Raw genomic sequence first — 24,390 nt, 5'->3', positions numbered from 1 at the left:
AGGTTACTAAAATTATTTATCAGTATCACCAGCGACTTTTAGTTTGTCGTAGATATAATTTTTATAACTGTTAACTAATTTCTCGTCTTCACAGTCATTTAATTTGCCTTCACATAAATGGCGCATTTGAATGTTTGCTTTGTAGAAAGGAGATAATGGCAAACGAGCACGCTCTAAGATCATGCCACCTAAGAAGCTAATATCAGTTAACTCACCCGTTGTTATTGGCGCACCTTGCGATAGATTATCTCTTAAGGTGAACTGAGTAATATACGCAGGGTTATTAAAAGGTGATTGATAATTTTTTAGCTCAATATTGGGTTGGTGATCACCAAAATAGAGGAACATCGTCGGTTTTTCTCTTTGTGTAACAAAATTAGAGAAATCTTTAATTGCTGGATCACTGGTGATGATCTTTTCCATATAGTGGCTAAATTTACCCGGTGCATTACTGCTTTCTGTATGACCTGTAATTTGGTACATATCTCTGTGTGATTCATCATAAGGACCATGTTCATACATGGTTAATGAGAATATAAACAGTGGCTTGTCAGTACGTTTTTTCAATACCTCTTCAACGTAACCTAGCATATCTACCGTCGATATTTTCCAGAGATTTTCTTCTAATATTCCAGGGTAGCCAAGCTCTTGAGGTTGAATGATTTCATCAATTCCCATTTTTTCATAAGCGTAACCTGCATGGTAAGCACTACGATTAAACGGAGTGAGTAAAACCGTGTAATAACCTTCTGCTTTGAGTTGGCGGAATAAACTCTCATTAAGATTATCGACAACAAAATAGAATACAGAGTTTTTACGCGCACCAAAGTCATCCGTATTTAACCCTGTTAATACTGAAAATTCAGAAAGCCAAGTACCACCACCAAAGGTTTGTACACGTAAAGGGCTTTGTGCACTGACATTTTCATCTTTTTGAAACATAAATAAATCAGGCAGTGCAACATCTTTATCAAATTGATAAATATGAGGATTAACCGTCGACTCTTGTAATAAAACGACAATATCAGGTTTTATGTCAGTTTGCGTTTCTGGCAATAAGGTTTTATTCGCTTGTTCAAGGAAATAATCTGCATTTTCCTTGAAATAAGGAGGGTGATAAGCCGTTTGGTAACCAGACATGATTAAATTAGTGACAGTACCTCGTCCTCCTGGAAGTGTGCCTTCCCATTCAGCTTGCCATTTTTCTACGGTGAAATGGATAGTAGTAAACCCAATAACCATTAAGAGTAAGCTACTTATACGCAAGACTGGGCGTGATTTTTTGGAAAAATGCCACGCAATAGACATATTGATAATCAGCCATATTAGCATTGCAACCAATGCAACGCCGGCTTCCCAATAATGGCCTAATGTCCCTAAATTAGAGCTATCAAAAGCCAAATCAAAATCAGAGAACATTAATGTTTCTTTGTAATAATGAACTTTGAGTTGATTAATAAACTTAGTTATCAGGAAAAGTGTGCCGGTGGTAATAACCGAAAATAAGACACGAGCTGATAAAAGAAAACAAAGAGAAAAAAGAATAAAATAAGCACCTACGGAAAGAAGTGCAGTATAAACAAACGTTGCTTTCTCAAAAACAATAAAGAGTGAGGCAATAAGAATAAGTGCAAGATAAGCACATCCTAATATTTTTTTCATATCTCTTCCGAGTATAGCGATAAATAATCAAGGGGATATTTTACAAATATTGTAGGCGATAACCTTAAATAGGCTAAATAATTTTACTTAGCCTAAGTTAACATTTGGATTTAGAATAATCCTTTGTCTCGTAAAATATGAAGATCTTTTTTGCGGCGAGTAAATCCAGTGCGGTCAAAATACTCTAAGATTTGTACTGCTAATTTACGCCCAACAGATAACTCATCACGGAAGTCCGCGGCGGTGACACTGCCATTACTTTCATTATATTTCACAATGATAGAGGCAAATTTTTCTATTGATTGGTGTGTATAGTAGCGGTCAGCAATAATTGGAATAATTAAACCTAATTGTGCTGCTTTACGTAATAATGAGCGGATCACTTTCTCATCACTTTTCATTTCATTTGCTAGATCACGTACCCACCAAGGTTCAGATTGCTCAAAATAGACTTTAGCATTTTGCCATAGTGCATCTTGTTCTGGAGAAAAAGCAAGACCATGAGTTGGAAGATGAAGCCAACCTCGACTTTGGCTAATAGCACCTTCTTTACGTAACTGATCAATTAAGTAATAGACCAATTCATCATGGTAAGTAGGTAGTGCCATCCGTTTTAAACGAGAACGACCCACACCCATTTGATCATTATGTTGTTGATGATATTCCTCAAGTGTATCGAGTAATTTCTGTTTTGCGTTATCAGCATTCTCTTTGGAAAGAATAACGCCAGCAACGCTCACTAGGTCAAAGGTTTCTAATAACTGAGTCAGCGCACTTTCAGTTAATTGTTGAGCCCAAGAAAACTGACTTAGAGAGAGTTCACCTTTTGGTAAACATAACGCTAAATTGGCACTGACGCTGTCTGCATTATCAAGTTGGTGTAACCAAGTTAGGAATTCAGCTTGTCGTTTGCCTCTACGTGGCGAGTGTAAAGATAAGACTTTCGCTGCGGCTAAGGTGCGTTGAGCACTGATATCACGCAAGATAAGTCTGTCGTTATCCACCAGCCAAAGGGGTTCATCTAGAATAAGCTCCGCTAACTGTGGTGTTTCATTAGCATCATTTAAAAGAGCAACACGACCCGTAATATGACGTGTACCGTGGTGAATATGTACAGGCTGCCAATGCTTTAAAGGTTCATCCGCAATTAAACTGACTAATATTTTATAAGATTGATAATTAGGCGCTTGAGAAAGCAACCAGTCACCACGAGAGACGTTTTCTTTACTGACATCACCTGTGATGTTTATTGCAATACGATGACCTGCACCCGCACGTTCTACGGGCTGATTTTGTGCATGTAAGGCTCTTATTCTTACTGGTTTATCTGCACCCGTTAGCCAAAAGGTATCGCCAACAGAAATTTGTCCCGCAAGCGCAGTTCCTGTGACAACTAATCCCGCGCCTTTAATGCTAAACACACGGTCTATTGCTAAACGAAAACGCTTATGCCATTGAGGGTGTTGTTGTTCTTGCTGATGCAGATCAACAAGATAGTGGCGAAGCTCTGAAATTCCCTCCCCTGATGGGGCTGAGGTGGTAAAAATTTGAGGATCGTACCAACCTAAATTAGCTAACATCTCGGTTGTTTGTGAGCGAACTTCTTCTATTCGTTCTGGGGTAACACGATCTGCTTTGGTGAGAATAACGGTAACTTGAGGACAGCCAGCAAGACGTAAAATAGAAATATGTTCGATGGTTTGTGCCATAACGCCATCGTCACAAGCCACAATTAATAGCGCATGAGAGATCCCTCCAACGCCAGCAAGCATATTTGAAAGGAATTTCTCATGACCGGGAACATCCACAAAACCAATTGAAGTTCCATCGTCTTGACGCCAATAGGCATAACCTAAATCAATGGTCATGCCTCGTTTTTTCTCTTCAGGTAAATGGGTAGTATCTACCCCAGTAATTGCCTGTATAAGTGTGGTTTTTCCGTGGTCTACGTGACCTGCCGTCGCAAAAATCATAGTTAAAGTGCCTGTATTAATGCATTTTCATCCTCAAGACAGCGCAGATCAAGCCACAGGCGACCATCAGTAATTCGACCAATAATCGGTTTTTCTAAATTGCGCCAATGCGCGGCTAACGCATCTAACTGGCTACCTTTTCCATTTTTGGCTTCAAAGGTAAGTGCTGCACTCGGTAAGCTTTCAATAGGTAACGAACCACTGCCTATTTGAGAAGCACATGAGGATATCGTGATATGGTAATTATCCCCATAATATGCCTGAAAATGAGGCAATAACCGTTGCGCCATGTCATTAATTTCTGTTTGTGTCCGAGTTAACAAACGTAATGTTGGAATTTCAACAGCCATTTTTTCAGGTTGCTGATAAAGGCGTAATGTGGCGCCTAAAGCAGCTAATGTCATTTTATCAACGCGTAATGCACGCTTTAAAGGATGGCGTTGAATAGCCTCAATCCATACTTTTTTACCTAAGATTATCCCCGCTTGTGGGCCACCTAATAATTTATCACCCGAGAAGGTAACAAGGTCGATACCTTGTTGTAGATAATCTTGAGGCATTGGCTCTGAAGGTAAGCCTAATGCGGCTAAATTAGTCATTGAGCCACTGCCTAAATCGATAGCAGTCGGTAAGTTCATTTCTTTACCAAGTGCGGCAAGTTCATCGCCATGCACTTCGGCGGTAAAGCCTTGAATACAATAGTTGCTAGTATGAACTTTCATTAGCAAACCAGTATTCTCATTAATGGCGTTACGATAATCTTTAAGGTGAGTACGGTTTGTTGTTCCCACTTCTTTGAGTGTACAGCCTGCTTGTGTCATCACATCAGGGATACGAAAAGCACCGCCAATCTCAACTAATTCACCACGAGAAACAACAACCTCTTTATTGGGTGCAACAGTTGCGAGCATCAGTAAAACGGCAGCAGCGTTGTTATTAACGATACAGGCATCTTCTGCCCCCGTTAACTCACATAACAAATCAGCGATAGCACGATCACGGTGTCCTCTTGATGCGCCATCAAGAGAATACTCTAAGGTTGCTGGTGAGCGCATAACTTGGCTAACTGCTTCAATGGCGGATTCTGCCATTAATGCACGCCCTAGATTAGTGTGTAAAACGGTACCTGTTAAATTGAAAACAGGTTTAATCGAGGATTTTCGTTGTAATGTAATGCGATTTTTTAATTCATCCACCCAATGGTTATGCCATTGTGGTAACTCATTTTCTTGACGAATAATGATACGCGCTTCTTTTTGTAACTTTCGTAAATGCTCTGCAATAAATGTCTGACCATAAGAAGCCACTAGGGCTTGAATGTCGGCTTGGTGCAGTAACTTATCAATAGACGGTAGTTGGCTGTAAAGTGAGCGCATATCATTTGTCATGCTAATACCTAATTATTATTCATTTGGGAACAGGAATGGATTAATGCTACTACGAGCAAAGCCTTCTTCTTCCATTTTTGCATCAAGAACAATAGACGCTAAATCGTCAGCGATAGCATCCACATTGGCATCTTTTTCTTGATATAAAATTTTCAGATAGCTTCCACAATCACCACAGCTTTCTGCTTTTACAGGCGCATTTTCGCTGTCTAAAGACCAGTAATTTAATTTACCTGTTAATTCGCAGTTGGTGCATTTAATGCGTACAACATGCCACTGCGTTTCACATAAATTACAGTGTAAATAGCGTAAACCTTGTGTTGTGCCGATTTGTACCATGCTTGCCACAGGCATACTGTTACAAACTGGGCAGAATTGACGATTTTCACCGTATTCTGTTTTAGCCTTACCGGGAATATTCGCCGCTAATTGAGCCCAGTAAAGAGACAAGGCCGCCCAAATAAAGACAGACTTATCTGCTGAGACTTTTGAATATTCATCATTGAGTAACGCAGTTGCCATTTCTTCTAATTCAGTTTCAGAAGCTTTAGAGAGATTTTCTAAAGTGATAGTAGCACTTTCAGGCACAACTGGACGTAATTCAGCAATAATCGAGGCTAATAAAGCATGCCAATGTTTACTGCGTTTGAATGTTTTTCTATCTAAAGGCGCTACACCGACTTGCTGTGTAAGGAGTGGGGCAAGATCGACGACTAATGGATTGTCATGAAGTGCTTTTTCTTGAGCCTTGACAATTTCTGCCGCAAATTCAAGGTAATCTGCGAAAGGATTATCTTTTGCTAGTGTTTGAAAACGTTCAGCACGACGTTGATAAAGGTTTTTCAGATTAGGGAATAATACGGGTGGAATAAAACTAATTCCTTTTTCTGATTGCTCTTTACCTAATTGCTCTTTAGGAACGATGCGAATACTCATAACGTTCTATCTTCCTATTATCATAAATTTTATAGTGAATACCCACAGGGTTTGGCTTCAGAATAAATCAAATGCAAACACGAAGCCATGACAGTGGGTAATAATAGCGTGATTTTATTGTTTTTTACGTCTTAAAAACGGGCGTAAATTGAATAAAAAACGGAGGCTAACAAGCCTCCGTTTGTTCAGAAATACACTTTAGGGCATTATTTCTGTGACTGCTTTTCGGCTTCTTTTTTCTCTTCTTCGAGAATTTCACGATACCAACGAGGGTGATGCTTTTTAGCCCAACCACGAGTTACCCAGCCTTCAATCATGCTACGAATTGAACCTTTCACCCAGAACGCCGCATAAGCATGAACAAATACGGTGATTATCAGTAAGATTGCTGATAATGAGTGAACTAATAAGGCGATTCGAATCACTGGGATCGAGAAATATTCTGCGAAATAAGGGCGCCAAATGATAATGCCACTGACAGTCAGTAAGATAAGGCTGATACTTAACATCCAGTAAATACCTTTCTGACCAAGGTTGTAGTGACCAATATCGCCAGCTTCTTCATTTTGCAGTACTTTATGAATATTTTTAGCCCAGACTAAGTCATCTTTATCAATAAAGTTATACTTCAAGTATCTGAAGAACATAAAGAGAAAGAGAATGGCCATTGCACTACCCACAAATGGGTGTAACAGACGCGACAGTTCTGGTGTACCTAAAATATTCATGAACCAGTTCAGAGATGGGAAGAAGAAACCCAATCCGCTGATTGCTGTGAACAGAAAGACAATCACAACGACCCAGTGGTTTATACGCTCTGATGCGGTATGGCGAAGAATTTTATCACCTTTCTTCTTCATCATTTCTGCTCCTCCTTATTCACAGAGGTCTGTGTTTTAGAAGATGCTTCCATCTCTTTGAGCGCTTCTTCTTCATCTTCTTCAGTTGTGCGGTTTGGACCGACACCTAAATAATGGAAAATAGCACCCGCGAAGGTTGCGGCAAAACCAACAGCGGCTAATGGTTTCCAGATACCTTTCCAGAATTTAACGGTTGAGCTAATTTCTGGGTTTTCTGGTAAACCATGATACAGATTTGGTTTGTCAGCATGATGGAGAACATACATGACGTGCGTACCACCCACGCCTTGTGGATCGTAAAGACCCGCGTTGTCGTAACCACGAGTTTGCAGTTCTGCAACTCGCTCACCTGCAAGATTGATCATGGCTTCTTTCGAACCAAAATGAATCGCGCCTGTTGGGCAAGTTTTTACACATGCAGGCTCTTGACCGACTTCTACACGGTCAACACATAACGTACATTTGTAAGCACGGTTATCTTCTTCATTAATGCGAGGCACATTGAAAGGACAACCAGCGATACAATAACCACAACCAATGCAGTGTTCTGATTGGAAATCAACAATACCATTAGCGTATTGAATGATAGCACCTTCTGCTGGGCATGCTTTTAAACAGCCCGGATCAGCACAGTGCATACAACCGTCTTTACGAATCAACCATTCCAGTTTGCCGTTCTCTTCAACTTCAGAGAAGCGCATCACTGTCCATGATTTCGCCGTTAGGTCAGTTGGGTTATCGTAAACACCAACGTTAGTGCCAATTTTATCGCGAATATCGTTCCATTCAGAACAAGCAACCTGACAGGCTTTACAGCCAATACAGGTTGTTACGTCGATAAGTTTTGCCACTTCTTCCTTGTAATCCCGCACCTGTGGCGCGGGAGTAAGGGAATTGGTGGCAGAGCGACGAATAATGTCTTGGGATTGCAGTGACATAATTTATCTCCTTACACCTTTTCCACATTAACAAGGAACGCTTTAAACTCAGGCGTTTGTGTATTCGCATCACCCACGAATGGCGTTAACGTATTCGCAATAAAGCCTTTCACTGCAACACCTTCAAAGCCCCAGTGAATAGGAATACCAATGGTATCCACTTTGCGCCCATCAACATCAAGGGTTCTAATACGTTTAGTGACTACCGCTTTCGCTTTGATATAACCACGTTTTGAGCTGACTTTAACGGTATCGCCTTGAACAATGCCTTTTTCTGCGGCTAAACGCTCACCAATTTCAATAAATTGTTGTGGCTGAATAATCGCATTTAAGCGCGCGTGCTTAGTCCAGAAGTGGAAATGCTCGGTCAGACGATAAGTTGTACCGACATATGGGAAATCTTCTGCTTTACCCATATCTTCCCAGTCATCTTTAAAGATACGCGCAGCTGGGTTTGAAACCACATTCGGGTGCAGTGGGTTAGTACCCAATGGTGTTTCAATTGGCTCATAGTGTTCAGGGAATGGACCTTCTGCCATCTTATCGATAGCAAACAGACGTCCCATACCTTCCGGCTGCATAATAAATGGCCCTACATCAGAACCCGGTGCAGCGTTGCTATAGTCAGGTACATCAATACCTGTCCATTTGCTGCCATCCCATTCGATTAATTTACGTTTAGGATCCCAAGGTTGACCTTGTGGGTCTGCCGATGCGCGGTTATAAATAATGCGACGGTTAAGAGGCCATGCCCATGCCCAACCTAATGTGTTACCTAACCCTGATGGATCTGAGTTATCACGGTTAGCCATTTGGTTACCTTTCTCTGTCCAGCTACCTGCGAAGATCCAACAGCCACTTGCTGTTGTACCATCATCACGTAACTGAGCAAACGAGCTAAGCAGTTGACCTTTTTTCAGAATGATATTGCCATCAGCGTCTTTTAAATCGACTAATGCTCTACCATTACTTTCTTGTGCAACTTCTGCGGATGTTGGATTATCAGGATCAAAGTAATCCCAAGTCATATTCAACACCTGTTCTGGCATCGCACCGCCTTCCTCTTTATAGAGTTGGCGTAAACGATGGAAAATACCAGATAAAATCTCAGCATCAGGGATAGCAACACCTGGTGCATCACCGCCTTTCCAGTGCCACTGTAACCAGCGACCAGAGTTAACGATAGAACCGTCTTCTTCTGCGAAACAGGTTGTTGGTAGACGGAAGACTTCGGTCTGAATATCTTCTGTTTTAACGTCGTTCTCTTCACCGTGATTCTGCCAAAAACACGCTGTTTCAGTGTTTAGCGGATCCATAGTGATAAGGAATTTCAGTTTTGATAATGAACGAATAACTTTGTTCTTATTCGGGAATGAGGCAACAGGGTTAAAGCCTTGGCAGATATAGCCATTAACTTCACCTTTATCCATCATCTCGAAATATTGCAGAACATCGTAAGGTTTATCCCACTTAGGTAATAGTGAGAAGCCCCAATCATTATCACGTTGAGCATTATCGCCATAGAATGTCTTCATCATGCTGACGAAGAATTTAGGATAATTGCCCCAGTAGTTAACTTGTCCCGGTACTGTCGCTTTTGGCGTATTTGCAGCTAAGTAGGTTTCTAATGAAGTCTGCTTTTCAGAAGGCAGCGTCATATAGCCTGGTAAGCTTTGAGATAATAGGCCGAGGTCAGTTAAGCCTTGAATATTGGAGTGACCACGTAGTGCGTTAACACCGCCACCAGCCATACCCATATTACCTAACAGTAATTGGATCATTGCCATGGTACGAATGTTTTGAGCACCAACGGTATGTTGAGTCCAGCCTAATGCATACAGGAAAGATGCTGTTTTATCTTTCGCTGCTGTTTCAGCAATATATTCACAGACTTTTAAGAAATCATCTTTTGGTGTACCACAAATCTGAGTAACTACATCAGGCGTGTAGCGGCTAACGTGTTGTTTTAACAGATTCCAGACACAACGAGGATGTTGTAATGTGGTGTCGCGTTTTGCGAAACCATTTTCATCCATCTCGTAGTTCCAAGTGGTTTTGTCGTATTTACGTTTTTCAGCGTCATAGCCACTGAATAGACCATCGTCAAAATGATAGTCTTCACGGACAATCAAGCTGGCGTTGGTATAGGCCTCAACGTATTCTTTTTGATATTTCTTATTTTCGAGCAGATATAAGATAACGCCCGATAAGAACGTAATATCAGTACCAGAACGAATAGGCGTATAGAAATCCGCAACAGCCGCAGTACGGGTGAAGCGAGGATCAATAACAATTAGCTTGGCGTTATTATGGATTTTAGCTTCCATCGCCCAGCGGAATCCCACAGGGTGTGCTTCTGCCGCATTACCGCCCATAACGACGATAAGGTTGGCATTTTTCATATCAACCCAGTGGTTGGTCATCGCACCGCGACCAAATGTTGGAGCAAGACTTGCTACCGTTGGTCCGTGTCAGACACGCGCTTGGTTATCGACAGCCAGCATCCCAAGAGCTCTTGAGAATTTCTGAGTTAAAAACCCAGTTTCATTGCTTGCTGCAGAGGCGCAAAGCATACCCGTTGTTAACCAACGGTTGACTTCAACACCTTCTTTATTGAATTTCTGGAAGTTGGCATCGCGGTCTTTTTTGATTAAGCGCGCAATACGATCAAACGTTTCTTCCCATGAGAGTTTTACCCATTTATCCGAGCCGGGTGCACGGTATTCAGGGTGTTTTAAACGACCTTCACTGTGGATGAAATCCACAAGACCAGCACCTTTAGGGCATAATGCACCGCGGTTTACTGGATGGTCTGAGTCACCTTCAATATGGAATATTGTTTCTTTTGCGTTTTTCGCGCCATCGCCCAGACTATACATTAATAGTCCACAACCGACAGAACAGTACGTACAGGTATTGCGGGTTTCGCGGGCTCTCAGTAATTTATACTGACGTGAGCCTGCTAGCGCAACTGCTGGTGCAAAACCGAGCGCCGCCGCTGTAGTACCTGCCATACCGCCAGCACAGATCTTAAAGAACTGTCTTCTGCTGACCTGCATGGGGTCTCTCCTCATCATACATTGCTTTTACTGACTCTGATTTTCTTCACGAAAATGGAGCTGATTGTTTTTTTATTCCTATTATCCTTAATAGGATCAGGTTCATTGCCTGATAGGTAGTGTAAAATCGTTTTACCCGTATTGTTATTATGTATTAATAAATTTAGGAATTCATCTTATGGATGAAACAAAATCGACAAAATTGTTAACTAAACGTGTAATCATTGGCGTAGATCAAACAATTGTGCAACACAAAGGATCGCTTAGCATACAAGAAGACGATTATATTGCACTCGAAGTTCCTGTTGCATTAGTGTACAACGGAATCTCTCACGTTGTTATGATGGCAAGCCCTAAAAATTTAGAGTTGTTCGCTGTCGGATTTTCTTTATCCGAGGGCATTATAGAGTCTTCTAATGAAATTCGCAGTATTGAAATTGTGGAAAGTTGTAACGGAGGCATTGAAGTTCAAGTTGAATTATCAAGCCGACGCTTTATGGGATTAAAAGAGCGGCGCCGCAATATGACAGGACGTACTGGCTGTGGTATTTGTGGAACTGAACAGCTAGAAGAGATTTTCCGACCTATCGCACCGTTACCTTTTACACAAACGTTCTCACTTTCAAATCTTGATAAAGCCTTAGAGCAGATGACAACCGTTCAAGAAATCGGTGAGCTAACGGGTTGTACACATGCTGCTGTTTGGTTGTCGCCAGAAGGTGAAATGCAAGGAGGATGTGAAGATGTCGGGCGTCATGTCGCACTTGATAAGCTTTTAGGTATGAAAGCACAAGAAAAGTGGCATGAAGGCGCGGTATTGGTCTCAAGCCGAGCAAGCTATGAAATGGTACAAAAAGCGGCTATGTGTGGTGCAGAAATTTTATTTGCTGTTTCTGCTGCGACCTCTTTGGCGGTTGACGTTGCTAATAAATATAATGTTACGCTGGTGGGGTTTTGCCGTCGCGGAAGAGCTACGGTCTTTACTCATCCACAACGACTGACTGACTAAATAAAATGAAAAATTTAAAAACAGGTGTAATCTTTTTATGTAACGATTGGCACCTGTTTAATTTTTCTTTTTTATGGCCACAATGCCCCTAACTTGTAATCCCACTCTTTAGGTTTGATGGGGATACGTCCTGCATTTGGGGTAAAGGTCATTTCACTAAAGATAAGCCTATTCTCAGACATTAAAAAATCAACTCGACAATAATTAAAGTCATTTGCCATTTTAGCGGCTAATTGCAACATATTTTTAAATTGAATTGGTTTTTCAACAAGTTCTGGTGTGTTGGGATCTTCTAATGTGATGGGTTGTAACTGCCAATTTGTATCATATACATTTATATACTCATTCCCTTTGGTATCAGAAAGATCAATTTCAGCATAATGAGGCTGACCATTAAAACAGTGAAGACGACAAGTCGTTGGTATCATTGGATTTTGTGTGTCAAATAAATCAATATATTCTTCACAGATGATTTGAGCTTTGATATTTTTATAATGCCATTCACGCGTGACGGGATAGAGATTACGTTTTAAATGAAATTGAAGCTTTTTCTTTGCTTTTTCAAAATCAAACGTTGCTTTATCAAGGCAGATAATTGTACTACCACTATCATGATTACATTTGAGTACAAAACGTGAAGGAAGTTGAGTGATATCGATTTCATCAGGATGAGAATAGGTGTTAATGATAGGAACCAGATAGTGTGGGCCAATCTTTTCTATTACATAATCTCTGACTTTGATTTTATCTGCTAAGCGCGTATAAATTGGGTTTCTATCGAATAACATACGTGCATTGATTTTTTCATTAAGTGACGTTGGTTTTTTAAAGTTTGGTTGATAGCCTAAGTTACGAATAAACTTATTCTTTAAATACACTCGATCAGGTAATGCGATAGTTCGAAACTGTTTGAAGTAGTATTCTATGATTTTCATAAGCTAATGATTATTTTAAATAGATAAGTGAAATAAAAACTAATTTTTCTGTGAGTTAAACTTCTATCTAAAGAAATAATTAAATTAAATAGAAATTAAGAGAATAATGTCAGTTATTGATATGCTGATATTTTTTATTTATATAAAATTAGAAAGTATTAACGTGGGTTAATATTCAAAATACTTATTTTAATAAAAGGAAAAATGACGACATTAAGAGAGAGTTAATAAAAAGGAATATTGATTAAGAATATATTAATTTGATGACCATTTAGTTATATGAATTGGTTTATCCCAATTATTAAAGCGTAATCCTTTGCCGGTTCTATTTCCGTGAGCATCTAATATCTCATAGTACTCTTCAACGATTTGGCTACGACCACGTTGCCATTCATTGGTTGTTGCAAAAGGATCAATTAAATAGATATCACCGACAACAGTATATAACTCACCTAAATAGCGAACTTTTTTTGTACTACTATTTGAATAGTGAGAAAACATAATTTGGTAGGTTTTATAGTGTTCAGGCTGACCATAAGGGCCATATTTCATTGCAATATAACGGATACCTTGAGGATCAGAATGGCTTGCACCACCTGGAACAGGCATATCTGGCGTGATATTAAAAAGAGTATATCGAGAGGTTGCGGTCGGTTGTCTTAATGCTTGTCGATAACTTTGCGTATCAAGCCTAGAAGATCCCCATGTTCTATCCACCAGTCCATCTCCTGAATAACAAGAGAACGATAATCCTAATAATGAAAGAATTATAAATAGGGACTTAGCAGACATAAATACTCCTTGATTGCCATTATGATGCCAAAAAATAAGGTATTTGTTCCGTGAAACAGAGATGTATAACCCTGTTATTTCTAGCTGTTATCTTATTTCATTCCAAAAGGTGATCAAAAGTAAAGAATAAGTGCTTATCAATGCATTTTTTGGTTATTAATTTTATTTATTTATTTTATGTTAGAATAATAATAAAGGAAAATAATGTAGGATTAATGATTAATCATGGATACACGTTTATTGAACGCATTTGTTGTTTTAGCGGAAACAGAACATTTTGGTGAAGCCTCATTAAAGCTTTGTATTAGCCAGCCGGCACTCACTAAACAAATAAAAACGCTGGAATCTCAATTAGGTATCACTCTTTTTCAACGTGGACGTCATGGTGCAAAATTAACGCCTGAAGGTCAGTATTTACTGAATCAATCTCAATCAGTTTTGAGAGAAGCTCGAGTTCTAGAAAAACAGGCTCGTCAATTAAGTGAACCCCAAAAAGCAGAACTTTATGCAGGATTGAGTTTATCCTCATTAAATTTTATTACACCAGTATTGGCAAAATTTAATCACGCTCACCCTGATATTACCGTCCATATTGATGATATGCCTTCTAACAAAATGGAAGATAAGTTGCTTTTAGGTGAGCTTGATCTTGCATTTTCACGCTTACCCGTTACAGCGCCATTAAAAGGTATTTCATTAGTACAAGAGCGATTGATGTTAGCAATCCCCACGCAAACTATTCGGGTGTTAGAGGTTGATGATGATCCATTACACTACTTTAATACGCTTGGGCTTATTCAGTTGGTGCCTGAAAAAGGAAAAAAACTACATCAACAAATCGATGATTTTTTGCAGCATCATCAAATCAAACCCCGTGTATTACAGCAATCGCAAGATATTCAAACGCAGTTAGCGTTAGTTGCTGCTGGATTAGGAATGGCATTGGTGCCTAAAAATGCAGAACTTATTTGTGACAAGCAAAAAGTCACTTTATTGCCGCTATCGGGTTTGTATACACAATGGAAAATAGGTGTTATTTGGAATAATAATATTCAGAATAAAGATCGTGATATTTTTATAAAAATAATTTCTGAGGAAATAAATAAAATATAATGAATAAAAAAAGGTTTTAATTTTAATTATGATTATATTTTCAATATATAACTTATAATAAAGCTAAGATACCTAATAAATATTAATTAGTTTTAAAAGAAATAAAGATAAATAATTGCGAGTTTGTTCACAAAAATAAACATGGAATATTTGTTGTTTTTTTATGTGTTTAAATAAAAAATTAAGTTAAATCATTTAATTAATTTAATTCTCCTCATATAAGTAGGGTTAATTAAAATCTTTTTAATTAAAATGTGTTATTTACAATAAAAGCGATTTATTTAATATTACCTACGCCAGAAACAGTAAGCTTTATATTCGAAAGTGAAGCTGTAAAGATAAAATATGAATATCTCTGTAAGTGGCTACTTGTTATTTATAATAAGTAGCCACACCCTCAAACAAATAATATGGAAATTATTATGAAAAAACGTAATGAATTAGTATGCGCATTATTTATATTAATGGGCACTCATGCTGTACAAGCAGAAATCCATTCTAATCAAAGCGGGCCTTTAACGACGATGGAAGTGGGGGCAAGTGATCCTATCCAACGTGGTGATCATCAAATGCCTGGTGGTGCACCAGGTGTTGGTATTAGTACCGTCGGAGGTGGAAAAAAAATTGGTTTTGCTTCGCTAACATCGCCAAGAATGAGTGGTGGAGCGGATACTCATGGTGTTTATACTATTCAACCTAATGCTAATTCTCCCTCAAGTCACAGTAATATGGGTGTTTTTCATTTTGCTAAAATCACGGATGCTAATGTCTATTTTGGTGACTGGGCAAAAACAACATCAGCAACGGATGCGACACATCAAACCTATTATGTCGGTAAAGATGTGACAACCACATTACCGACAGATAGTGCGACTTATACGGTAACTGGTATGAGTCAATACACTGGTAGTAACCTACTTTCAGGTACGTTTGATGTTGATTTTTCACAAAAGAAAATCGAAGGTTCATTAGCGAATAGCCAACGCACAGTTGAGTTAGAAGGTGGAAATCTTTATACCGCAAATAACCAAGTAACGTTTTCTGCAGATGCGAAAGAAGGCACAACATCAGGGGTTGTTGAAGGTGCTTTCTTTGGTGAAAGCGCAGAAGTGTTAGCGGGTATTGTGGTGTTTAGTTCGGATCACACAAAAGATATCGGTTTTGGTGGTACGAAAAATAGCAGTGAAAGTGAAGAAACAACAGCAAGCACGGATGCTTCTTAATTTTTTCAAAAATAATATTATAAATTTGTTTGGTAATACAATCGGTTAATTCTTTTAAAAGTGGTATTAGTGGTCATTAAGCTAAATGTTAGCAACAGATAATCTGGTATAGGGTTATCTGTTTTTTTTTATCAAAAATAAACCAATCTTAAGGGATAGGTCGGTTTTTTATTATAAGGATATACCATGAATTATTATCGACTTTTAATAAGACGGTTATTGGCTTTACTACTCATTTTATTATCATTGAATAGTATGGCGATAGAAAATAATGATAAATTATTGCGTGAGCAATTTTATAAAAGAAGTGTCGCGGAAATTGGTCAGCAACTTTATCACTATTTGCAACAACAGCAGTGGCAGAAAGCAGAAAAATTACTGCTTTATTATCAACAGCTGCCTCAATATGAAGTCTTACTTGTCAATTATGCAAAGGCGTTACTGGCACAAAACAGAGGCGATTTTTTAAATGCTGAATTTTATTATCAGCAGCAACTTAAACAAAAAGCCGATTTTATCCCAGCTCAAACAGGGCTAATTCAGCTTTATTTTCATTTGCGAGAATATAAAAAAGCACAAGTACAACTTAATCAACTGAGCAATGTGGTTGATTTATCTAAAGATATTATCCACTCTATTGAGTTTTATAGGGTTAAGTTAGCCTCTTATTTTCAAGGCCAACGTTTCTATCAACTTAGCTTCTTTTATGATGATAATATTAACCATGCTCCTGATTTACCTGAGCAAATCATCTCGCATTCCACTCAAAGAAAAATAACACTAAGAGGTGCTAAACCCATTGCATCAACAGGCCTTACTCATTATTTTTCTTTTTATCAGCCTTTTATCATTTATTCTTACCATACTTTTTCTTCTTATAATTATGTACGATATATAGATTATCACTCCCACCGTAGCGCTAATTTTTTTGCATTATATACACAATTGGGTTATCGCTATCAAAAGCCTCAATATCAATGGTTAATAACACCTTATTACGAAATAAAAAAATCACAAACTCAATATGAATATCAAGCATGGGGAAGTGAAACACAATTTTTTTATTTTTTTAATAAAAAGCAAACTATTAATTTAAGTGTAGATTATAAAATAAAGAAATATCAAGAAGCGTTAAATAATTTAAATAGTCAGCGACTTAGTTATAGTGCTAATCATAACTATTATTTAAATAATAGAGTTCATTTAGTTAATCAATTAAATTATCAATTAGGTCGTAAAAAAAACACTTTATTAAATTATCAGCTGTATGGTATAAAAATAGGTGTTTATTATCCATTGTTAGAAGATTGGCATATATCTCTTTTTTTACAGTATCAATTTAAACACTTTAATAACTATAACCCTTTATTAAAAAAGAGAAGAAAAGATAATAGCTTTGTTTTTACAACCAATATTAAAAATAAATCACCCTTTATTTTAGGGTTTTATCCCGCAATAGAATTACGTTATACCCGAAGATTAAGCAATGTGGATTGGTTATATCAGTATCAGCAACATGAAGTGTTATTTAAATTAGAAAAACAATTTTAATTAAATAAGTTACTTCCTTTATCAATTGAATAGGTAAAACAATGCATATAATGCTTTTTAGAAAGCGGAAAATTGTTTCAATCTTCGTTTCTCTCTCGCTATTTTCCCCGTGTTTTTATCTGCAAGCCAAAGAAGATAAAACCGATCTTGGTCATATTCAGATTTCAGATAATAAAGAAAAAGATAAACAAGGGTATGCTCAAGTTTATGAAAAAGATGTCTCTAATGTTTATTTAGGCAAAGAACTATTAGAGCGTTATCAAGGGGTATCGCCAGCGGACTTACTAAAAAGCGCAATTGGAGTTTATAGTGGTGAAGCGCGTAATGGTGGGGCGCTTGATCCAAATATTCGCGGTATTCAAGGGCAAGGGCGAATTCCTGTTACTGTTGATGGGACAGAGCAAGCGATTACCGTTTATCGTGGTTATAGTGGTGCCTCTAATCGTAACTATATTGATTCTAATTTGATTAGTAGTATCTATATTGAAAAAGGCCCTTCATTAACCCCAGATATGAAAACAGGGATTGGTGGCGGTATAGCCATAAAAACCTTAGATATTCGTGATATTGTGCCTATCGGTGACTCTTTTGGTATTAATTTTAAAGGAGATATTAGTAATAACGCTACACGGTATAAAGAAGTTTATACAAATATGATTGAAGATTATCGCTATTATCCGAAATTCTATCAGCAAAATGCTTACATTATTGATCCTGCCTTAGAAATCACCCCTCAAAAAAGTAAAATACAAAACTTTCAAGATTATTCATTTCGTCTTGGGGTAGGTTTTGAAAAAGAAAAATTTAATTTATTATTTGCTTATGCATTACGAGAAAAAGGAAATTACTTTGCAGGAAAGAGAAATGCTAGAAATTATAGTGAAACAGATAAGGATTTACTTGAATCAGTTCATGTAAAAGATGGGGGAAGAAACTTTGAGCCTTATTTGCCTTTTATTGCTCATATTTATCGCCCAAATAATGAAGTACCGAACACTTCCAATCGCAGTCGCTCTATTTTAGTTAAGGGAACATTATTTCCTGAATCAATGCACCGTTTTTCCATTAATTACCGATACACAGATTTACTGTTTGGCGATATTATGCCATCACGTTTAAGTTGGGTTCGCTATGATAAAAATTTGGTAAATCAATGGCCGTTAGGAAATATTACACAACAAGCAGGAGTATTAACTTATCAATATAAACCAGAAGATAAACAAGCAGATTTATTATTAAGATTGTGGGGAAATTTAACCACAGGACATACCAATACTCGTGGTGGTAAGCCAAGAGAGCCAAAAAAAGTTGATTCGTTTGCTAATAGAAATACCGAATGGGAACTCAGTTATGATACTGGATTTATTGATACTTCTTCTCTGTATCAAGAAAATAACCGTTACGGTATTGATTTATCTTCGATATTTAAATTATCACCCCAATTTTCCATTTCATTCTCCAGTCATTATCAATTTGAAAAATTAGATAGTGATGAATTAGACTTACCTGCAGGTTTTGATTTTGTTACCTCAGGGCGTGGCGGGCAACGTCATGAAATTAATTTAGCCCTTTCCACAGATTGGAAACCGCTTTCTTGGTTAGCCATTACTGCTGGCGGCAAATATCACTATTATCACTTAACAGATACTTTTTTAAATAATAAGCGGAAAAATAAAGTAAAGGGTTATGAGAGAACGCCTTCTGTTAGAGGATATATCGTAAGATATAACAGAACATTGACACAGGAAGAGTGTTATTTAATTGGTGCTCTATGTGGAATTACGGAAAAACAATTACCAGAAAAATATAAAAGAATAATGGGAAATTCTGAACTTAGAGAAAAAAGAAGGGGAGTACAAGAATATAAATTAACTCATCCAGACTATGAAGAATTACCTGATAATATAAAAAAAGAAATTAATCGTATAATAAAAACTTCAAAACAAGTACATTTTGAAAATAAAGAATATCTCCGAGATGAAAATGAAAATATTGTGGTTAACTCTACTACAATGATCCCAATGAAAACAGAGTTATTATATTGGGGGTTTGATGAAAATGGAGAGTTATTAAAAAGTAATAATATTTTGTTAAACGGTTATCTTAATATGGATGAAAAAGTAGTTCACCCAATTACAGGTAAATGGGTTAATAAATATGAAATGGGTGTGACAAAGCCAATCCCTATTTATCTTGATGATGATAAAGATAATTTTGCACCGGAGCCTAGCTATCAGCATGGGGCATTTTCACCTCTAGTTTCTGCGACGGTGTATGCCAACGAGATATTACGTTTTTATGGGCGTTATACTGAGCAACTGCGATTACCTAATTTATTTGAAGACACCAGTGGTTTTTCAGGGTCAAAAGCCCGTTATTACGGCTTTAAATTAAAACCAGAACGAGCCAAAAGTACAGAGTTTGGTGTTGTGTTTGATTTGACCGATTGGCTTAATATAGAGCGCCATGCTGATATTAAAATAAATTATTTTTATACCAATATTGAAAATGTGTTTGATAGAGATGCTAATTGGCAAATTAGGCAATTTGAAAAGCAAAAATTAGAAGGGTTGGAAGTTCAAGCACGTTTTGATAACGGTTTTATTTTTATGAATACTGCTCTTGTGTACAGTCATAAAAATAAGGTGTGCGATAAAAATGCCTTTAGTAACTATGATCCTTCTGGGTTATTAGGGATTAAAGAGTGTATGACGGGTGGTTATCCTGGAGGTTTTTTACGTACTTCTATTCAACCTAAATATTCAGTTAATTTACATTTAGGGACTCGTTGGCTAGATAATAAATTAGAAGTTGGAAGCCGTTGGCTCTATTCATCAGAAGTAGAAAATAAAGATGAAAAATGGCTAAAAGAAAAGTTACCAAGAGACATGTACGGTCAAAATAATAACCCGATGCGTTGGGCAAAAGTTTTTACCGTTGATGCCTATATTAACTATCAATATAGTCCTAATTTATCTTTTGAAATAACGGGCAGTAATTTATTAAACGAATATTACATTGATCCATTAACGCGATCAGGTATGCCTGCACCAGGAAGAACGTTCCGATTAGGTGTGACTGCACAATTTTAATTAAAAGAGAGTAAGGAGCTTTTATTTATGTTGGCACTTTCTGTCAGGCATCCGTTTAATATTTATTATTGGCTAATAGGGATATCGTTAGTTTATATCGCCATATTAAGTTGGGTGTTACGTTCACTTTCTATGACAGAAAGTGCGCACCATATTCATCAGCAACAAGAAAATACATTATCTGTCTATCAAGTGGTATTTTCACCACCTCAACAATCGACAGTCGTGCCGGAGCCTTTAGTGGAAACGGAACCTCAAGAAACGCCCATTGTTTTACCCAGTGCAGAAAAAGGAGAGTTTGTTGAAGCACCAAAGAAAATACCTGAAAAACCCAAAGAAAAACCTATACCCATAAAACCAATCACACCAGTGAAAAAGCCTGTGGTACAAAAAAAAGTAGAGCCAATAAAACAGCGTGATTTAGAAAACCAAATAGCACAAACGACATCTGAATCATCGGCAGAAAGCTTAACGCAACATACTGCAAGCTCGTTAGCAGGAAGAAGTCACGCATTAAGCGAGAAAGGGATAGGGCAAGGTGAATCTGACAATCACTATATTAGTTCACTGCGTCGAGAAATAGAGCGCCATAAACGTTATCCCTCACAAGCGCGTCGCATGCAACATGAAGGTCAGGTAGTGGTGAGTTTTTCACTAACATCAGAAGGTGCGGTTTCAAGGGTTGAGATAGAAAGTACTTCAGGTATTTCTTCTCTTGATAATGCGGCCATTGCGGCGGTTAAACGCGTAAAACCCATTGGCCCTAAACCCGAAGGCCTATTGAACCCTTTAATTGTTGCATTAGATTTTCAATTAAATTAATGAGCTAACGAAAACACCTAAGCGTGATTTTGACTTAGGTGTTTTTATTAGAATTGATGGCTAAAACAGCACAGTAATATCCGCTAATACCGTATCAGGTTTAGAAAAGTGTAAATAAAAATAAAGATTGGATTCGTTTTCACGTATGAATAAATAGTCTAATTCAAGCTGATAAGTACGAAAATAGGCTTTGTTATTTGTTACTGGATGATTAAGTAGAGGCGTTATTTTATAAACGACATTGTCCTGATTTAGGCCAAGTGAAAATGTATTTGAAGCAATTAAGGTACCGTTAATGGCATTACCTGTTCTCACTGAAACTGAAAGTGACTGTTCACTTTCAGCTGCGCACTGTAATAACACCTTCATTTTTTGTGAATTATCTGTTTTTCCAATAGTTTCTTCTGAAGGCAAGCAAAAATAGGCTTCTTGATTTAACAAAATACAATTTTTACCTACCAGCATATCACTATACCCATACTGAGCTTTACTTAGTTGCGTATCAAACCCATGATTTAAATCCAGTTCGTAACTTTTTTGTGGTATTGGTAAGTGGTTTTTAGTTTCTAGCGTAAGAGATGCATAACCGTCATAAAAACGGAATATAGGTGCCGATTCTGTTAGCCAAGCACCAGAATCATCATGGCATTGTTTGCCATTATGTCGGCTTAAATAAAGGTTTACGCCATTAAAACAGTAACCAGGAATATTGAGATAAGACTTGTTCTCGCGACCGCCTTGACCAATGGTAAAACTATTATTGTTTACGTCATCAAGTACCATATAGTGTAATGCGCCCCAAGGGGTGTCAGAAATATAACGTACAGAAGGTAAAATTTGATTGGGTGATAAATATGACTTACTGCTATCTGGCGTAAAAAAGGTTTCTGTTTTTAATACATCACGGCTATCACCGGTTACACCATAACAGCCTTCATATTGAGAACTATCTGCTATTTTTTCAATACTTAAGTAGTTGTGTTTAATACGAATAACGGCATCAATATGAGAATAGGTTTCGATACTCTGTAACATTGATGTTCGGTGTAATATATCTTTGCCTATATCAAAATAAGCTTTGTAATAGCTGATTTTAGGATCATGGCTATAATCGTTTCCATATAGCTCTAAGCTATTCCAACGAGAAAAAGGAGTGTTAAATTCGATTTCAAAACTCTTTTTTATCCAAGTCTGATAAAAAGATAATCCTGATATATAAATACCAGATAAAAAGGTATTACTTTTATTGTAATCATCTTTAAATACACCAGAGGTTTGCTGATAAATTGTAGTGTGAATAGCACTATTAAATTTATCTATACTTTCTCTTAATGTTTTTAGATTGCTTTTAAAGTAATTATCACTTAACTCGAGTTTATCTTTATTGGTGAGAATATCGTAGTGTGCCGCAACAAAAAGGGCGCAACAGTGACAATAAAAAGGTAAGCCTGCTGATTGCGCTAAATTTAATACTAAGGGTTGTTGAGAAACAATAGTAGTAATGACATCATCAAAACGGTTGAGTACTTGTTCCCGTAAATCTTGTTTTTGTTGAGCCGAATAACGCATTGTGGGATCAAGATAACGAGCAAGTGAATCAGAAAATAACTGATAAACGTCAGATATTCCCTCTGTGGTAAGTTTGATTATCTTAACGTTATTATCAGCGATTTTAGCGTCAATAATACGAGAGACATGTTCGATAATTTGATTAGCTAACGAACTATCTTTCATATTTTTATTCATCAAACCAAAGAGCGCAGAGGTGATTTTTGATAATGCACCACCGACAACAGGGATTAAGCCAATAATATGCCCGATGACGGTTTGCCCTACAATCATGGGGGCATTTAAAGGATCTTGCTCATTGAATTTATCTACAATGGTGGGTAAGACATTACTGTTGCGGTTAATCATATCCAACATACCTTCTTGGAGTTCTTGGTAGTCGATACAGATTAATGGCTGTGTTGCGGGTAGTGATGAAGGACTAATGGCGACTTTTAATGGGTTTAAATACATAACAAACGCTCCTTGTTTAAAATTAGTTCCATTGTTCGATTAATTGAGGTTGTCCTGATAGTCCGTTATAAACAGCAATAGAGAGTTGTGAGCCATTAACTCCAACAGATAAGTAATCCCCTTTAAATAAAGCGCCACTGTTATAAACGGGAACATCACCAAATATTTCACTACCACCATAACGGTTATCTTGCCCAACATAATGCGTATGGCCGACGAACACCGCTTTCACGCCATAATGCTCAAGCATATATTTAAAGAATGAGAGTTCTTCTTGTGAGGAGTTTTCAGGAAAATGTTGGTGACCATCATGAAAGTTTAAAATAATAGTTTTATTGCGATTCCGTGCTTGGATTAAATCTTTTTCTAACCAATCAATAGAGTCTGTCACATTAATGGTCGATGCTGCCCAGTGGTCGAGTACGACATGATAAGTGGGATAATTTTGTAATTGGACAAAATGAATATCACCATATTCCCACGAATACGCTTTACTGCCTGAATATTCGCTACTGTCATATCTAAAATTACCTGAAGTCGAATAACCACGGTATTCTTCAATACGATAATGCATATCAAATACCATGCCTCGCGCACAAGCATTCATACTTAAATCAGAATTACTGGGTTCAGAGCAATCACCCACGTTATTTTGATAATCGTGATTACCAAGACCAACATAAGTAATAAACCCTAAGGGGGAAGGGGCAAAAAAAGAGCGAAAACTTTCACGTTGATAACGGCGACCAAACTCTGTCAAATCACCATTAATAATGCCAAAAACAAAAGATTTTTCATGGTGTAATAATTGAATACTATCCCTTACTTTTTTTATCGTTGATTCCCAACGAGATTGATCATCATTAGGATCATTATTATCTAAGTCTAGCCTCCAAGGCTGAGGATCTGACATCACGATAATATTGTAGTTTGTTGATTGTGTTGCACTCATAATTAATTTCCTTTTAAATGTGTTTTTCTCCCTTTATTTTTTGACGGAAATTTAAAATAAGCA

Annotated in this window: 17 protein-coding genes; 6 read left to right on the top strand and 11 right to left on the bottom strand. The window is 37.5% G+C overall.

Translation table 11 applies throughout. The features are described 5' to 3' along the window. Window positions 1-12: 12 nt before the first annotated feature. The 7 genes from ACNART_RS14990 to fdnG form a co-directional block, all read right to left on the bottom strand. Window positions 13-1,662, bottom strand: a complete 1,650-nt coding sequence (locus ACNART_RS14990) for an LTA synthase family protein (RefSeq protein ID WP_368927771.1) — start codon at window positions 1,660-1,662, stop codon at window positions 13-15. Window positions 1,663-1,772: 110 nt separating this feature from the next. Beyond that, window positions 1,773-3,635 (bottom strand): selenocysteine-specific translation elongation factor, encoded by a 1,863-nt coding sequence (gene selB, locus ACNART_RS14985; RefSeq protein WP_198630094.1) that lies wholly within the window; start codon window positions 3,633-3,635, stop codon window positions 1,773-1,775. Window positions 3,636-3,637: 2 nt separating this feature from the next. Next, window positions 3,638-5,023, bottom strand: coding sequence for an L-seryl-tRNA(Sec) selenium transferase (gene selA, locus ACNART_RS14980; RefSeq protein ID WP_368927770.1), 1,386 nt, complete (start codon window positions 5,021-5,023; stop codon window positions 3,638-3,640). Window positions 5,024-5,038: 15 nt separating this feature from the next. Beyond that, window positions 5,039-5,959 carry a formate dehydrogenase accessory protein FdhE gene (gene fdhE / locus ACNART_RS14975; protein ID WP_109373342.1) on the bottom strand — a complete coding sequence of 307 codons (921 nt, stop codon included), beginning with the start codon at window positions 5,957-5,959 and terminating at the stop codon, window positions 5,039-5,041. A 206-nt stretch (window positions 5,960-6,165) separates the two neighbouring features. Beyond that, window positions 6,166-6,822: a formate dehydrogenase cytochrome b556 subunit gene (gene fdoI, locus ACNART_RS14970; protein WP_109373343.1), complete on the bottom strand. Its 657-nt coding sequence runs from the start codon at window positions 6,820-6,822 to the stop codon at window positions 6,166-6,168. Beyond that, window positions 6,819-7,757: a formate dehydrogenase subunit beta gene (gene fdxH, locus ACNART_RS14965; protein ID WP_023583348.1), complete on the bottom strand. Its 939-nt coding sequence runs from the start codon at window positions 7,755-7,757 to the stop codon at window positions 6,819-6,821. Before fdxH ends, fdoI begins: the two co-directional genes overlap by 4 nt. Window positions 7,758-7,768: 11 nt before the next feature. Continuing rightward, window positions 7,769-10,816: a formate dehydrogenase-N subunit alpha gene (gene fdnG, locus ACNART_RS14960; RefSeq protein ID WP_198620283.1), complete on the bottom strand. Its 3,048-nt coding sequence runs from the start codon at window positions 10,814-10,816 to the stop codon at window positions 7,769-7,771. 178 nt (window positions 10,817-10,994) lie between these two features. On the opposite strand from fdnG, the gene fdhD reads away from it, so the two are divergent. After that, window positions 10,995-11,825, top strand: a complete 831-nt coding sequence (fdhD, locus tag ACNART_RS14955; RefSeq protein WP_198620284.1) for a formate dehydrogenase accessory sulfurtransferase FdhD — start codon at window positions 10,995-10,997, stop codon at window positions 11,823-11,825. Between the two features lie 71 nt (window positions 11,826-11,896). Here the strand turns inward: fdhD and ACNART_RS14950 are convergent, their stop codons facing one another. Both ACNART_RS14950 and umoA read right to left on the bottom strand, forming a co-directional pair. Continuing rightward, window positions 11,897-12,760: an ATP-grasp fold amidoligase family protein gene (locus tag ACNART_RS14950; RefSeq protein ID WP_198620285.1), complete on the bottom strand. Its 864-nt coding sequence runs from the start codon at window positions 12,758-12,760 to the stop codon at window positions 11,897-11,899. A 255-nt stretch (window positions 12,761-13,015) separates the two neighbouring features. Then, complete coding sequence (umoA, locus tag ACNART_RS14945; RefSeq protein ID WP_109373348.1) at window positions 13,016-13,552, bottom strand: UmoA family flagellar biogenesis regulator; 537 nt, start codon at window positions 13,550-13,552, stop codon at window positions 13,016-13,018. Between the two features lie 225 nt (window positions 13,553-13,777). On the opposite strand from umoA, the gene ACNART_RS14940 reads away from it, so the two are divergent. The 5 genes from ACNART_RS14940 to ACNART_RS14920 all read left to right on the top strand — a co-directional run bounded on the left by ACNART_RS14940 (window position 13,778) and on the right by ACNART_RS14920 (window position 21,353). Then, on the top strand, window positions 13,778-14,665 hold the full coding sequence (locus ACNART_RS14940) for a LysR family transcriptional regulator (RefSeq protein WP_198630096.1): 888 nt from the start codon (window positions 13,778-13,780) through the stop codon (window positions 14,663-14,665). Window positions 14,666-15,087: 422 nt separating this feature from the next. Further along, complete coding sequence (locus tag ACNART_RS14935; RefSeq protein ID WP_198626393.1) at window positions 15,088-15,888, top strand: Slam-dependent surface lipoprotein; 801 nt, start codon at window positions 15,088-15,090, stop codon at window positions 15,886-15,888. 186 nt (window positions 15,889-16,074) lie between these two features. Beyond that, window positions 16,075-17,439, top strand: coding sequence for a surface lipoprotein assembly modifier (locus ACNART_RS14930; protein ID WP_368927769.1), 1,365 nt, complete (start codon window positions 16,075-16,077; stop codon window positions 17,437-17,439). 41 nt (window positions 17,440-17,480) lie between these two features. Next, window positions 17,481-20,531, top strand: coding sequence for a TonB-dependent receptor domain-containing protein (locus ACNART_RS14925; RefSeq protein ID WP_368927768.1), 3,051 nt, complete (start codon window positions 17,481-17,483; stop codon window positions 20,529-20,531). A gap of 27 nt (window positions 20,532-20,558) precedes the next feature. After that, window positions 20,559-21,353, top strand: a complete 795-nt coding sequence (locus ACNART_RS14920) for an energy transducer TonB (RefSeq protein ID WP_198620289.1) — start codon at window positions 20,559-20,561, stop codon at window positions 21,351-21,353. 60 nt (window positions 21,354-21,413) lie between these two features. Here the strand turns inward: ACNART_RS14920 and ACNART_RS14915 are convergent, their stop codons facing one another. Next, complete coding sequence (locus tag ACNART_RS14915; protein ID WP_198620290.1) at window positions 21,414-23,375, bottom strand: hypothetical protein; 1,962 nt, start codon at window positions 23,373-23,375, stop codon at window positions 21,414-21,416. A gap of 22 nt (window positions 23,376-23,397) precedes the next feature. Further along, a complete protein-coding gene (locus ACNART_RS14910) occupies window positions 23,398-24,327 on the bottom strand; it encodes a metallophosphoesterase (RefSeq protein WP_109373354.1) in 930 nt (309 codons plus the stop codon). Window positions 24,328-24,390: the final 63 nt, after the last annotated feature.

It is taken from the genome of Proteus sp. LHD240705 (assembly GCF_047921555.1).
Lineage (GTDB): Bacteria > Pseudomonadota > Gammaproteobacteria > Enterobacterales > Enterobacteriaceae > Proteus.
Note: the sequence above shows the minus strand (reverse complement) of the source record. Positions and strands in the feature narration are given on the sequence as shown.

Excerpts from the sequence above, each read along its gene's own strand:
- ACNART_RS14990 (WP_368927771.1), bottom strand. The coding sequence starts at position 1,662 with ATGAAAAAAATATTAGGATGTGCTTATCTTGCACTTATTCTTATTGCC.
- selB (WP_198630094.1), bottom strand. The coding sequence starts at position 3,635 with ATGATTTTTGCGACGGCAGGTCACGTAGACCACGGAAAAACCACACTT.
- selA (WP_368927770.1), bottom strand. The coding sequence starts at position 5,023 with ATGACAAATGATATGCGCTCACTTTACAGCCAACTACCGTCTATTGAT.
- fdhE (WP_109373342.1), bottom strand. The coding sequence starts at position 5,959 with ATGAGTATTCGCATCGTTCCTAAAGAGCAATTAGGTAAAGAGCAATCA.
- fdoI (WP_109373343.1), bottom strand. The coding sequence starts at position 6,822 with ATGATGAAGAAGAAAGGTGATAAAATTCTTCGCCATACCGCATCAGAG.
- fdxH (WP_023583348.1), bottom strand. The coding sequence starts at position 7,757 with ATGTCACTGCAATCCCAAGACATTATTCGTCGCTCTGCCACCAATTCC.
- fdhD (WP_198620284.1), top strand. The coding sequence starts at position 10,995 with ATGGATGAAACAAAATCGACAAAATTGTTAACTAAACGTGTAATCATT.
- ACNART_RS14950 (WP_198620285.1), bottom strand. The coding sequence starts at position 12,760 with ATGAAAATCATAGAATACTACTTCAAACAGTTTCGAACTATCGCATTA.
- umoA (WP_109373348.1), bottom strand. The coding sequence starts at position 13,552 with ATGTCTGCTAAGTCCCTATTTATAATTCTTTCATTATTAGGATTATCG.
- ACNART_RS14940 (WP_198630096.1), top strand. The coding sequence starts at position 13,778 with ATGGATACACGTTTATTGAACGCATTTGTTGTTTTAGCGGAAACAGAA.
- ACNART_RS14935 (WP_198626393.1), top strand. The coding sequence starts at position 15,088 with ATGAAAAAACGTAATGAATTAGTATGCGCATTATTTATATTAATGGGC.
- ACNART_RS14930 (WP_368927769.1), top strand. The coding sequence starts at position 16,075 with ATGAATTATTATCGACTTTTAATAAGACGGTTATTGGCTTTACTACTC.
- ACNART_RS14925 (WP_368927768.1), top strand. The coding sequence starts at position 17,481 with ATGCATATAATGCTTTTTAGAAAGCGGAAAATTGTTTCAATCTTCGTT.
- ACNART_RS14920 (WP_198620289.1), top strand. The coding sequence starts at position 20,559 with ATGTTGGCACTTTCTGTCAGGCATCCGTTTAATATTTATTATTGGCTA.
- ACNART_RS14915 (WP_198620290.1), bottom strand. The coding sequence starts at position 23,375 with ATGTATTTAAACCCATTAAAAGTCGCCATTAGTCCTTCATCACTACCC.
- ACNART_RS14910 (WP_109373354.1), bottom strand. The coding sequence starts at position 24,327 with ATGAGTGCAACACAATCAACAAACTACAATATTATCGTGATGTCAGAT.